The 13871-nt window shown below is 65.9% G+C and carries 7 protein-coding genes; 3 read left to right on the top strand and 4 right to left on the bottom strand.

Annotation, left to right across the window (positions count from 1 at the left end; translation table 11 throughout):
* Positions 1 to 6516, top strand: a complete 6516-nt coding sequence (locus tag QTI04_RS01535; protein ID WP_286613908.1) for a non-ribosomal peptide synthetase — start codon at positions 1 to 3, stop codon at positions 6514 to 6516.
* A gap of 308 nt (positions 6517 to 6824) precedes the next feature.
* On the opposite strand, the gene QTI04_RS01530 is transcribed toward QTI04_RS01535, so the two are convergent.
* From QTI04_RS01530 to QTI04_RS01515, 4 genes are read right to left on the bottom strand one after another with little or no spacing between them, the layout of a single operon-like run.
* Positions 6825 to 7244, bottom strand: coding sequence for a hypothetical protein (locus QTI04_RS01530; protein WP_286604103.1), 420 nt, complete (start codon positions 7242 to 7244; stop codon positions 6825 to 6827).
* A gap of 25 nt (positions 7245 to 7269) precedes the next feature.
* Positions 7270 to 8076 (bottom strand): LytTR family DNA-binding domain-containing protein, encoded by an 807-nt coding sequence (locus QTI04_RS01525; protein WP_286613907.1) that lies wholly within the window; start codon positions 8074 to 8076, stop codon positions 7270 to 7272.
* Positions 8063 to 9148, bottom strand: coding sequence for a sensor histidine kinase (locus QTI04_RS01520; protein ID WP_286613906.1), 1086 nt, complete (start codon positions 9146 to 9148; stop codon positions 8063 to 8065). The genes QTI04_RS01525 and QTI04_RS01520 overlap by 14 nt, the downstream gene beginning before the upstream one ends.
* A gap of 10 nt (positions 9149 to 9158) precedes the next feature.
* Entirely contained in the window at positions 9159 to 10340 is a 1182-nt protein-coding gene (locus QTI04_RS01515) for a sensor histidine kinase (protein ID WP_286613905.1), read from the bottom strand.
* Positions 10341 to 10592: 252 nt separating this feature from the next.
* Here QTI04_RS01515 and QTI04_RS01510 point away from each other — a divergent pair, with 252 nt between their 5' ends.
* A complete protein-coding gene (locus QTI04_RS01510) occupies positions 10593 to 11123 on the top strand; it encodes a hypothetical protein (RefSeq protein ID WP_286613904.1) in 531 nt (176 codons plus the stop codon).
* A 228-nt stretch (positions 11124 to 11351) separates the two neighbouring features.
* Positions 11352 to 13754 carry an arylsulfatase gene (locus QTI04_RS01505; protein ID WP_286604108.1) on the top strand — a complete coding sequence of 801 codons (2403 nt, stop codon included), beginning with the start codon at positions 11352 to 11354 and terminating at the stop codon, positions 13752 to 13754.
* Positions 13755 to 13871: the final 117 nt, after the last annotated feature.

Genomic DNA, 13871 nt, shown 5'->3' with positions numbered 1-13871 from the left:
ATGGACGCAGCCCCGAACGTGACCTCTCCAGAGCCCTCCATTCCGACCAGCCCCGAAGCACGACGACGCATTCTGGCTCGCAAGCTCCAACAACGCGCGCAAGCGGGCTCGCCCACGACCCTCGACGCCGCCGAGGGCGCGCCTCTGTCCTTTCCACAGGAGGGACTGTGGTTCCTGGACCAGATGGCCGCAGGGGGCGCCGCGTACAACATCCATTCGGCGACGCGCTATCGCGGCGCGTTGAACGTCGAACTGCTGGAGCGCAGCCTGCAGCGGTTGCTTGCGCGCCACGACAGCCTGCGTACCGAGTTTCACGCTGCGGAGCAGGCGCCCGTGCAGAAGGTCATTCCGGTGCCGGTGGCACTGCAACGGTTCCAGTTGCAGCGCATGCAACTCGAGGCGGCCACGGAAAGTGCACTTCGAGAGCGCATCGGACACAGCATTGCCCGCCCTTTCGATCTGTCGAGCGCTCCATTGCTGCGTGCCGAGCTGTTTTGCATCGCGCCGGACGATCACGTGCTGGTGCTGGTGGTGCATCACATCGTGGCCGATGGCTGGTCGATGAGTGTCATCAGGCGCGAACTTGCCCAGTGCTATGCGCGAGGCGCCGAAGACGCCGACATGGCCGCACCACCGTTGGCCTTCGCCGACTACGTCGGCTGGCAACGTCAGCGCTTCGAACGCGACGGTCTTCAGACACAGGCCGCCTACTGGCGCGAGAACCTGCGCGAACTGCAGACCCTGCACCTCCCGACGGATCGGCCCCGGCCGTCGCAGACGGCCCATGCCGGACGCACGCTGGAGCTGCGCATCGAGCCGGCACTAGTGGCTGCACTGAGGACACTGGTGGCGCGGCACGATGCCACGCCTTTCATGGGCCTTCTCGCGGCCTTCAACGTGCTCTTGATGCGCTACACGGGCCAGACCGACATCGCTGTCGGCGTCCCCCTGGCGGCACGCCACGACGTCCGCCTGCGCGACATGGTGGGTTACTTCGCCAACACGGTGGTCATGCGCAACCATCTGGAAGGCCAGTCGGGATTCATCGCGTTGCTCAACGGTGTGCGCCAGACCACGCTTGCGGCGCTGGCCCACCAGGACATGCCCTTCGATCGTCTGGTGGCCGAGCTGAATCCGGAACGCGACGCCAGCCGCAATCCGCTCTACCAGGTGTCATTCGCGCTGGAGAACTTTCCTCATCGCAACCTCGAGCTGGCTGGCCTGGCCAGCGAGCAGTTGGCGATTCGTGCCGAGACTTCCAAGTTCGACCTCTCCCTGGTCATCGTCGAGTCCGACGGCGGATTCGAGGCACTGTTCGAATACCGCACCGACCTGTTCGAGGTTCGGACGATCGCGCAGATGGCCGCGCACTTCATCGCGCTCCTCAGGGAGATCGTTGACGATCCCGGCAAGGCACTGGATCGCCTGCCGCTGATGAATGCGAAGGAGCGACACCGGGTGCTGGTCGAGTGGAACCAGCAAGTCCCCGCCGTTGCGCGCGAGTTGCCGGTGCATGCCCTCTTTCGCGCACAGGCGCAAGCGACACCCGAAGCGATTGCGCTGCGATTCGGGCCTCACAACACGAGCTATCGCGAACTCGACCTCTTGTCGGATCGCCTCGCGCACGAGTTGCGCACCTTGGGCGTCGAGCCCGAGGTGGTCGTCGGCCTCTGCATGAAGCGCTGCACAGGCCTGGCGGTCGCGCTGCTGGGCATCTTCAAGGCGGGAGGAGTCTTGCTCCCGCTGGACCCCGGGCACCCGGCGGAGCGGCTGCACGCGATGCTGGAAGACTCGAGGCCGGCCGTGGTCCTCGCTCAGTCGACGCTTGTGGATCGCTTGAGGGAGATCGGTACTTCACCGGCGACGAAGCACCACGTGCTTGCGGATGACGGCGGACCTGTCCCGGTCGACCCCATGGCCGATCTGCCAGACCCGGTACGCCAGGACCATCTGGCCTACCTGATCTACACCTCGGGCTCGACCGGCACGCCCAAGGCCGCGCAACTGATGCACCGCGGCCTGAGCAATCACGTGCTGTGGATGAACGATGCACTGGGGCTGAGCGCCAGCGATCGCGTGCTGCAGAAGACGTCGATCAGCTTCGATGCGTCGCTCTGGGAGTTTCTTTCGCCGCTGTGTCGTGGCGCGACGCTCGTCATCGCGCAGCCCGATGTGCATGAGGACATGCACCTGCTGGCCGCTGCAGTTCGCGACAACGACATCAGCGTCGTCCAGTTCGTCCCTTCCGAGTTGCGCGTGATGCTCGACGGGTTGGCTTCGCCGGACTGCCCGAGCCTTCGCTACGTGTTGAGTGGTGGCGAAGCAATGGACCGAGCGCTCGCACTGTCTTTCCGGCAAAGGCTGCCGGGCGTCAGGCTCGGCAACTTCTACGGGCCCACGGAAGCGACCGTGGACAGCGCGTGGTACGAAATCGGCACACAGCTGCCCGATCGCCCCATCGTGCCCATCGGCCGTCCGATCGCCAACACGCAGCTCTACGTGCTCGACGCGCGGCTGGAGCCACAGCCCGTCAACGTCGCCGGCGAGCTTTACGTCGGCGGGATCGGCGTGGCCCGCGGCTACCAGAACCGACCGGCGCTCAGCGCCGAACGCTTCCTGCCCAATCCTTTCCGTCCCGGCGAGACCCTGTATCGCACAGGCGACTCGGCGCGCTGGCTGCACGACGGGGTGGTGGAGTTCATCGGGCGCAACGACGACCAGGTCAAGCTGCGAGGCTTTCGCATCGAGCTCGGGGAAATCGAGTCCGCACTCGCCGCCTGCGACCCGGTGCAGATGAGTGCGGTGCTGTTGCGCGACCTCGGTCCGGACCACAAGGAACTGGTCGCGTACGTGGTCCTGAAGAGGCCGGCCGATGCCGCATTCCTGCGCTCGGCCCTGAAGAAGCGACTGCCCGACTACATGATCCCGGGTGCCTTCGTGTTCCTGCCGGAACTGCCGCGACTGGCCAACGGAAAACTCGATCGCGGGCGGCTCCCGGGCCCGGACAGCGACGCATCGGCGCCCCTTCAGCTCGCTCCGCGCTCGCCGATCGAATCGACGCTGCTGGACATCTGGAGCGCGGTGCTGGGCAAGTCGGGCTTCGGCGTGCGCGCGAACTTCTTTGACCTTGGCGGCCATTCACTGCTGGCCACGCAGATCGTGTCGCGCATCCGCTCGACCGTCCGGGTCGAGCTGCCCTTGCGACAGATCTTCGAGCACCCGACGATCGAGGAACTGGCCCAGCAGGTCGGTGCCCTGGGGTCGGATCCGGACGGCGATGCAGCGGCGCAGATGGCACGCATCGAGGCGGTACCGCGAACAGGGCCGTTGCCGGTGTCGTTCTCGCAGCGGCGCATGTGGGTGCTGAACCAGATGGACCCCAAGGGCGCCGCCTACAACATGCGCGACACGATGCGTCTGCGCGGGCCGCTGGACACGGCCGCGCTGCGCGGCGCGCTGGACCACCTGGTTGCAAGGCACGAGGCGTTTCGCTCGACCTTCGAGTTCGGAGACACCGAGCCCCGAGTCCTCATCGGTGAGGTCCATGGGGCGAATCTGGTCGAGATCGACCTGTCACGTACACCTGCGGCCGAGCGAGAGAGTGAATTCCACCGGCAGGCGGCGCACATCGCAGCGGAACCCTTCGACCTGGCCGCCGGCCCCCTGCATCGCTTCATCCTGCTGCGGCTCGATGCGCAGGACCATGTCCTCGCGCTCGTGATGCATCACATCATCGGCGACGACTGGTCGTGGGGCATCCTCCTGCGCGAGCTGCAGGATCTGTACGCGGCACTGCTGCGAGGACACGCAGCACCGACGCCGCCTCGGGCGCTCGATTTCGCCGACTATGCAAGCTGGCAACGACAGCACATCGACGACCAGATGCTCGCGCGCCAGACGCACTACTGGCTCGGGCAACTCGCCGGCATGAGCCCCCTGAACCTGAGCTCGGACACCGCGGTGGCGCAGCGGCTCAGCAGCCGGGGCGACCGCATCCGACGGCAGTTCCCCGAGGGATGGCTCGCCGGCATCCAGCGCTTCAGCGGCGGTCTCGGCCTGACCCCCTTCATGACCTTGCTGGCTGCATTCCAGGCCCTGCTGGCACGCTATTGCGGCCAGGAGGACATCGTGGTCGGGACGCCCATCGCAGGGCGCATGCGCATCGAGTCCGAGGAGGTGGTCGGTTCGCTGGTCAACACGCTGGCGTTGCGCAGCCAGGTCCGGCCGGCGCAGAGCTTCACCGAGTTGACGCAGCAGGTGCGTGAAACCTGCCTGTCGGCCTTCACCCATCAGGACATCCCGTTCGACTATCTGATGGACCGGCTGCGCCAGCAGGAATCAGGTGCCAGGGCACCTGAAGTGCGCGTGATGTTCAATGTGGTGAACACGCCCCGGAAGCTCCCGCAGTTCGACGGCCTCGACGTGGACTTCGTGCCCTTGAACCTGCACGCCACGCAGTTCGACCTCTCGTTGACGATCGACACCGAAGTCGAGCATGCAATGTCGCTGGGCTATTCGACCGAGCTCTTCGCGCCCGCGACCGCGCAGGCGATGCTGGACAACTTCATGCATCTGCTCGAGCGCTTCATCCAGCAGCCGGAACGGCCCCTGCATGAACATGCGGCCGCCAGTCCGGAAGAGCTCGCACGCTTAGCCACCTGGAACCAGACCGACATCGGGTATCCACGCGATCTCACTGTCCATGGTCTTCTGGATGCGCAGCGCGGGGCGTCGGGTACGGCCCTCGTGCAGGTGCCGGGCGAAACGCTGGACTACCGCGAACTCTGGTCGCGCGTGGACCGGCTGGCCCATCTGCTGCGCGGCGCCGGAGTGCGGCGAGGGTGCCTGGTCGGCCTCTGCGTGCAGCGCACGCCGGCGATGGTGGTTGCGCAACTGGCCATCCTGCGTGCAGGCGGCGCCTACGTGCCCCTGGATCCGGCTTACCCGCTGCAACGTCTGCACGACATGGCACTCGACGCGGCGCTGACGCTGATGGTGACCGAGCAAGGGCTTGCAAGCCTGTGGCAGGACCTCGCCATGCCGACCCTGCTGCTGGATCAGGCCCAGGCGGAGCTGATGGCCCAGCCCGCGACCGCCCTGCCGCCGGATGCCGAATGCGATGCACGGCCCGCCGACCCGGCCTACGTCATCTACACCTCGGGCTCCACCGGCAAGCCCAAGGGCGTTGTGGTGCCGCATCAGGCGGTGGTGAACTTCCTGCTCTCGATGCAGCGCGAACCCGGGCTCGGACCGGGGGATGTGCTGGTGGCAGTGACCACGCTGAGCTTCGACATCGCGGTGCTCGAACTGCTGCTGCCGTTGCTGGCCGGCGCGACCGTGGTGCTCGCGACTCGCGAGCAGACGGTCGATGGCGAGGCACTCCGGTCGCTGATCGACCAGGCGGGCGCGACGGTCATGCAGGCAACGCCTGCAACGTGGCGCATGCTGATCGACGCCGGCTGGACGGGTTCTGCGTCCTTCAAGGCGTTGGTCGGCGGCGAGAGTCTCAGCCCGGCCATGGCCCAGCAGCTTTCGGCGCGAACCGGTGAAGTATGGAACCTCTACGGCCCCACGGAAACGACCGTCTGGTCGACCTGCTGGAAGGTCCCGCCGGAACCGCAGACCATCTCGATCGGCCGCCCGATCGCGAACACCCGCATCTACGTGCTCGATGCCCAGGGGAGACGTTGCCCCGCAGGCGTGTCCGGCGAGATCTTCATCGGCGGTGACGGCGTCACATCGGGCTATCTGAACCGCGCAGAACTGACCGCTGAGCGCTTCATCCCCGATCCGTTCAGCGCCGACCCGCATGCGCGGCTCTACCGGACGGGAGACCGCGGGCGTTGGCGCCACGATGGCCTGCTCGAGCATCAGGGGCGGCTCGACTTCCAGGTGAAGGTGCGTGGCCATCGCATCGAACTGGGTGAAATCGAATCGTCGCTGCAGGCGCACCCCGATGTGTCCCAGAGCCTGGTCGTCGCGCGCGAGGATCGCCCCGGCGATGTCCGCCTGGTGGCCTACCTGGTGCTGCGCGAAGGCGCAGCCGGCGGGGCCGAGTTCAAGGACCACCTGCGCGTCAGCCTGCCCGACTACATGCTGCCCCAGCACTACGTGGTGCTGGATGCGCTGCCGCTGCTGCCCAACGGAAAGATCAACCGGCACGCGTTGCCTGCACCGCGCATCGAATCCCGCGCAAGCCTGAGCGCCGGCGACGCCCCGTCCACACCCGCAGAGATGGCCCTGGCCGGGATCTGGGGCGAGATTCTCGGCATGGACAGCGGCACGATCGCACGTCGCGACAACTTCTTCGACCTGGGCGGCGACTCGCTTCAGGTCAGCCGCGTCGTCATAGCATTCCATCGCACCGGCGGCGTCCGGCTGGAAGCCCGACGGATGATCTTCGAAACGCTGGGCCAGCTTGCCGGCGGCGTCGAGTTGCGCGCGCACGACGTGGCTCCGGAGGAAGAACCGACAAAGCAGTCCAAGGGATGGTTCAGGCGCCTGTTCAGGTCGTGATGCCCGGCGGCGCTTTCGCCGGCAGATCGCCATCGCTTGGCCGGGCGCAGTGGAGCTCTACCCTGCCTTGCGCCAGCGCACCCCGTCCAGTACGCAGTGTCCGGTCGGTCGAGCTCGACCTCCGAACTCACGGCCGCGGCCCTTTCCGGTCACTCGGCGGCGCAGGCTTGATCAACCCCGACGACATGTAGATCCGCAGACGAACTGTTGAAGCATGCCTTCAGAACACTGAAGCACAGGATGGGCTCGACGCACTTCCTGATGAAGATGCTCACCCCCTGCAAGGGGCAAGAGCAGCCCCCGCGGACTCAACCGGTGCTCGGCTTCCAGTCCTTGCCCTTCATCTCGACCAGGTAGATGCGGGTGCCGGCGCCGCCGACGTTCTCCGCCGAATGAACTTCAGCCTCGAAGTACATCACTTTGCCCTGCGGGAGGTCGCCAAATGTCGTCTTGCCGTCCTGAACCACCCGGACTTTGGCTGGGGTGAGCGTGATCGCCAGGTGGGCCGGGTGGGAGTGGATGCCCTCACCGCACACGCCGAGGCCTGGCCGGCTCTTGTATTCGATCACGCGCACCGAGTCGTTCTCCAGCAGCACGCGGTAAGAGCGCGGGTTGACCGTCGGTGCGTCCTGCGCAAGTGCGTCACCCGTGACACCGAAGGCCGCGAGCAATGCGAAAGCCTGGCGCCGGCTCATCGGACCCCTGCAATTGCAGTCGAGCGTCTTCATGGGGACTCTCCTTCATCAAACTGTTTCACATCTGGCGGAACAGGTGGTTGTAGGCTTCGCTAACCGTCAGGGTTTCTTGGCGCTGCTTGAGCCGCAGCGTGAGGCTGCCGCGATCGTCGCGAATGACGCTGTCGATCGCGTGCACATTGACCACCGTCGAGCGATGCACCTGCCAGAACATGGTCGGGTCGAGTTCGTCGGTGAGTTCCTTGATCGTTTTCCTGATCACCGCTTCGGCGTCGTGCGTGATCACGAGCGTGTACTTCTGGTCGGACTTGAAGTACACGATCTCCTCGACGGTGATCAATCGCACGGCGGCACCGCGCGAGGCGTTGATCCATTGCAGATAGCGTGGCGCGGCGGGCGGGGCAGCGCCGACGCCCTTCAGCGCGCGGCGCAGGTCGGCCGGCGATTGCTGCAAGCGCGCCTTCAAGCGCTGCACGGTCGTCACCAGGCGCGCGGTGGTCGGCGGCTTCAGCACGTAGTCGATCGCACCGGCCTCGAAGGCCTCGAGCGCATGCTCGTCGTGCGAAGTGATGAACGCGACGTGGCAGCGCCCGGCGATCTGGCGTGCGACCTCGATGCCGGTGAGCAGCGGCATGTGGATGTCGAGCAACGCCAGGTCCGGCGCATGCGTCTCGATGGCGTTCAGCGCCTCGACTCCGTCGCCCGCGCGCGCAACGATCCGCAGTTGTGGCCACAACAGATGCAAGCGCTCGGCCAGTTCGTCGGCGAGCAGCGGTTCATCTTCGGCGAGGATCGCAGTCGGCCCCAGCAGGACCTCCGGGTTGCCCAGCATCGAGTCACCCGCACTCGAGTCACGCATGTTCATACGGCACCTCGATCGTTGCGCGGCTCACGCCGCCGGTGTCGGCCAGCGCCAGTTCGGCGGCCGTTCCGTAGAGATCGTTCAGCAGACCGCGCACCCGCCGGGCGGTGGCATCCGACGGCCGTGCCGGCAGCGTCAGCACCAGCCGGCACGCGCCTGCACGCCGCGCCGCGCTCAACTCGCAGGCGCCTGCACGCACTTGCAGCGCATCGTTGAGCAGCGGCAGCAGCACGCCGGGCGGGAAGCGAGCGTCCATCACCTCGGCCGAGACGGCGAGGGCCATGCTGGCACCGGGCGGGGCTGCCAGCGCGTGCAGACGCGCGCACGTGCACGCCATCTCGGCCTCGCGCGGCACGCTCGACGAAGCGTGCTGCAGCCGCGGGAGCGCCGCGCGAAGGAAGGCGACCAGTTCGTCGAGCAGTTGCTCGGCGCGCGGCGGCTCGCTCTCGTAGGCTCGCCGCACGGCATCGAGCATGTCGAACAACAGTTGCGGGTCGATCCGCGCTTGCACCGCCTGCAAACGCCCTTGAGCCAACCGGCGCCGCGCTTCGCGCTGAGCCCGCTGCGCAGCAGCAAGACGCTTGGCAGCTTCCTCGTGCACGTGGCTGCGCTGAAGGTGGGCGAAAAAGAGCAGCGCCGACATGAACCCGTTCAAGGCGGAGGTGACTGCGAAGCCCCAACCGGATGTCGTCGCCTCCAACATGTCCCCCCATGCGGACAGGTAGGGCAGCGACGCGTAGGCGATTGCCACGCACGCGGCCAGGCCGCACGTGGCAACGCCCGCCCGCCAGCCGGTCAGGCTCAGCCGCTGAAACACATAGCCCGTCAACAAAAGCGCGGGCCAGTCCACGATACCGAGCGTGACCGTTTTGAAGGTCCCCGTGAGCGCGAGAGGGAGCGTCACCTGCGGCAACACGCTGAGCGCGCCGACGAGTGAAATCAGCGAATGTGCGAACGCAAGTAGACCTGCCAGCACAACCGCGCCGCGATGCGTTCGCAGCCAGTGCGCGAAGTCGACGGCATGGGAGGCCGTCGATTGCAGATCCAGATGCGCACGGAGAACGGCAACGGCCATCATTCACTCCTCAGGCGCTGGCCGTCTCAAGTCGCCCTGGGCCGACATCCGGCAAGGTGCGCAGAGGGATCACGATCGTCGCGCAGGCGCCCCGCGGCGAGCGCGATTCGAGAGCCAATCGCGCCTGGCTGCCATAACGCGCTGCAAGCTGGCGGCGTACGTTGGCGAGCCCCACGCCGGTACCGTCGCTCGCCGCGGAAGCGAATCCGAGGCCATCGTCGAGAACGGCAACTTCGAGCAACTGCCCCGTGCGCTTCGCACGCACGAGTACCTCGCCACCGCGGCCGTTCGGCTCCAGTCCGTGCTTGATGGCGTTTTCGACCAGCGTGATGAGCAGCATCGGCGGGAACTCGATGCCGTGCAAAGCCTGGTCTGTTTGAATCGAAAAGCTCAAGCGCGCGCCCATGCGGACCTGAAACAGGCCGAGGTACGCACGCACCAACTCGAGTTCGTCGCCGAGTCGCGCGTGCTCGCTGCGCAGTTGCGGCAACGCTGCACGCAGGTAGCACATCAGGTTGGCGATCGCGCTTGCACCGGCCTGCGGCTGCGTGCGATACAGACGCCGCACGTTGCCCAGCACGTTGAACAGGAAGTGCGGCTCGATCTGGGCCTGCAACAGCGCCAGTTGCTGTTCGGTCTCGTCCCGCCCCAATTGTTCGTGCGATCGCTCCACCGCGTGCGCGGCAGCATCGGTCTGCAACGCGCGATGGTGCATATCGGCGATCACCGCCAGGACGATGGCCGGCAGACCCCAGCGTAGCGAGTCGGCCACCAGGCGCAGCGGCGGCGGCAAGTGGTCGAAGCCGTCCGCGTAGTGGGCGTACAGCAGGACCGTCATCACGATGGACAGACCCAGCAGCATTGCGCACACGATGACCAACCGCAGTGGCATGCGAGGTGGCAGGGCTTCGTCGAGCAAGGTATAGCCGAGCGCCAGCACGGCAGCGATCAGCGCCATCTCGGCGAAAAGCTCGATCCACAGGATCGCGATCTCGACCGAAGTGAAGAACCCGACGACGTCGGCTTCGAGCAACGGCCGTGTCGACACAAGGATCGTCACCAGCGTAACGACCGCAAGCCGTTGCCAACCGAGAGCACGCACCACACGCGCGACATAGCTGTCGCCGCTGTGCAAGGGTGCAAGGCGACTGAACCCGAACATCGCGGCCTCCGAGGGGAAGAACGCGATCATTGTGCGCCTCACGCCGCCTGCGAAACAGGTGCGAACCGACGAAACCGCCGTTTCCCGGGATGAGTCCGGCCGGGCGCGGATGAGCCCGCAGGGCGGTGACCGGCGCATTCGTCGGCCACCACGTCGATGCTCGCGGGTTGCGACGCGTCCGGCGCCTTTGACCCGGCACTTCCTCGTCTTCGTCGCATGCCCTTTGTCGGCTGAGTGCGCAGCGCCGATTCTTCGCCTGTGCCCTCCACCAAGGAATCGATCATGAACAAGTCACTCGCCGGCTGCGCGCTGCGCACCGAGATGGCCTCCCACTCCGAGGTGTTCTCGATCGCGACCTCTGCCCTGACGCTCGGGTCTGCGTGCATTGCAGCGTTCGTCCTGGTGGCGTTGGGAGCGGGCGCTGAAGCAATCGAATACTGCCACCTGGACGAGATCGCAACCCGGCCTCTCGAGGCGTTGCGCAGTCTGCGGCCCCGGTGGCTCGACGATCTCGACGGTTTGGAGGGCCTCGGGCTGATGCGCCACCAGATGACCCGAACCCGCGCCGATCTCGAGCACCTTGTGGCCGGGTTCGGCTCGGCCCAGATCGGTCACCGCCTCATGCGCACGGCTGAAGCATCAGCAAGTTCGCCGTATGCGAAACCTGAACTTTCGCGCTCTCAGAGCATGGCTGTCATCTTCTCAACAACGGGCGAAAGGCTGGTCCTGAGTGGAGCCGACCTGCTCTCAATGTCCGGTCTCGGCCACCGCGGTCATTCGGCCGTCGAACTTGGACGACGGCAGCCAGTCTGAAGCCCACGCGTTCGAGCTCGGATCTCGAACTGGGCCTGTCGGCCACTTGCAGGCGTTGATCCCGATGCCCCGACGCCCGCTTTCGATGCGAGCTGACTTTGTAACTTCCGGTGGCCGGCAAGACGTGTTGCGGGTACGCTCGCTGCCTCCACCTGAAAGCGGACGCTCCAAAGGGGCGGGCGCGTCCGTTGTGTGAATCGCTCCATCGAGTCCACCGAGGAGAAAGTCGTGAGCAATCCAGCCAAGCCGAACAGCCAGGATTCGGAGCACGGGAAGATTCGTACGCATCTCCCGATGCGCAACACGTCGAGGCCCGGCCTCATCACCTACGACGCGCGGGACCCCGACACCCACTTTCCACCGATCGACCAATTGCGTCCACCCAAGGGAGCGCCCAACGTGTTGATCGTCCTCATCGACGATGCCGGCTTCGGATCGTCCAGTGCCTTCGGCGGCCCCTGCCAGACGCCGAACGCGGAGAAGCTGGCGGCTGGTGGGCTGAAGTTCAATCGCTTCCATACCACCGCGCTGTGCTCGCCGACGCGCCAGGCCCTGTTGACCGGCCGCAACCACCACTCCTGCGGCATGGGCGGCATCACCGAGATCGCCACGGGGGCCCCGGGCTACAGCTCGGTGCTGCCCAACTCCATGTCCCCCTTGGCCCGCACGCTGAAGCTCAACGGCTACTCCACCGCGCAATTCGGCAAGTGCCACGAGGTGCCGGTGTGGGAGACGAGTTCGGTCGGACCTTTCGACGCGTGGCCGACGGGCGGCGGCGGCTTCGAGTATTTCTACGGTTTCATCGGCGGCGAAGCCAACCAGTGGTATCCGAGCCTCTATGAAGGCACCAACCCGGTCGAACCGAAGAAGACGCCCGAGGAGGGCTATCACCTGATGGAGGACATGACCGACAAGGCCATGTCATGGATCGGGCAGCAGAAGGTCCTCGCACCCGACAAGCCGTTCTTCGCCTACTTCGCGCCCGGTGCCACCCACGCGCCCCATCACGTCCCCAAGGAGTGGGCCGACAAGTACAAGGGCAAGTTCGACCAGGGATGGGACAAGCTGCGCGAGGAGACCATTGCCCGGCAGAAGGCGCTGGGCGTGATCCCGGCCGATTGCGAACTGACCGCGCGCCACGAGGAAATCCCCGCATGGGACGCGATGCCGGAAGCGCTCAAGCCGATCCTGCGTCGGCAGATGGAGGTCTACGCCGGCTTTATGGAATTCACCGACCATCATGTGGGCCGCCTGCTCGACAGCCTGGAGAAGCTCGGCATTCTCGACGACACGCTCGTCTACTACATCGTCGGCGACAACGGGGCCTCTGCGGAGGGCACGCTGAACGGTGCCTACAACGAGATGGCGAATTTCAACGGACTTGCTGCACTTGAAACGCCCGAGTTCCTGATGGCACGCTACGACAAGCTTGGCGGCCCGGAGTCGTACAACCACTACGCCGTGGGTTGGGCCCACGCAATGAATACGCCCTACCAATGGACCAAGCAGGTGGCTTCCCACTGGGGCGGCACACGCAACGGGACGATCGTCCATTGGCCGAAGGGGATCCAGGCCAAGGGCGAGATGCGTTCGCAGTTCCATCACGTGATCGACATCGCGCCGACGATTCTCGAGGCGGCGGGCTTGCCCGAGCCGGTCGAAGTCAACGGCGTGGCGCAAGACCCGCTCGAGGGCGTCAGCATGCTGTACACGTTCAACGACGCGAATGCGGCAGAGCGGCACGAGACGCAGTACTTCGAGATGTTCGGCAACCGTGGCATCTATCACAAGGGCTGGACCGCTGTCACCAAGCATGGAACACCGTGGGTCCTCGTGGGTCGCAAGACCGTGCCGCTCGACGACGACGTCTGGGAGCTCTACGACACGACCAAGGACTGGAGCCAGGCCCGTGACCTGTCGAAGCAGATGCCCGAGAAGCTGCACGATTTGCAGCGCCTGTGGCTGATCGAGGCCACGCGCTACAAGGTGCTGCCCATTGACGACCGGGTGGTCGAAAAGATGAACCCCGACACCGCAGGCCGGCCCGTGCTGATCAGGGGAAAGACGCAGTTGCTGTTCGGCGGCATGAGCCGGCTGTCGGAGAACTGCGTGCTCAACCTCAAGAACAAGTCGCACTCCGTCACTGCCCAGATCGAGGTCCCGGGCGCCGGCGCGCGGGGCGTCATCATCGCGCAGGGGGCGAACATCGGCGGTTGGACCCTCTACGCGCACCAGGGCAAGCTCAAGTACTGCTACAACGTGGCAGGCGTGAACCACTATTACGTCGAATCAGCGGATCCGCTGCCGACCGGCGAGCACCAGGTGCGTATGGAGTTCGCCTATGCGGGCGGCGGGCTCGGCAAGGGCGGCCAAGTGACGTTGTTCATCGACGGCAAGAAGGCCGGCGAGGGTTCTGTTCCGATGACCCAGGCCATGGTCTTCTCCGCGGACGACGGCTGCGATGTGGGCGAAGACACCGGCGCGCCGGTTTCCCCGGACTACGGAGCCAAGGACAACGTGTTCAACGGGCGCGTCAAAGGCGTGCAACTTGCCATATCCGACGCTGCAGAGAGCGTCGATCATCTGGTCTTGCCGGAAGATGCCATGCGCATTGCGATGGCGCGGCAGTAGACGAATACATCCCTAAACCTATGGCGGGGCCGACCAACGGTCTGGCTGCTGGAGAGGCTGCTTGTATCCGCACCCGCAATGCGGTCGTACTCGAGCGGGAAGAGGGAGACCGCATTG

The organism is Variovorax sp. J22R115 (assembly GCF_030317005.1).
Taxonomy (GTDB): Bacteria; Pseudomonadota; Gammaproteobacteria; order Burkholderiales; family Burkholderiaceae_C; genus Variovorax.
Note: the sequence above shows the minus strand (reverse complement) of the source record. Positions and strands in the feature narration are given on the sequence as shown.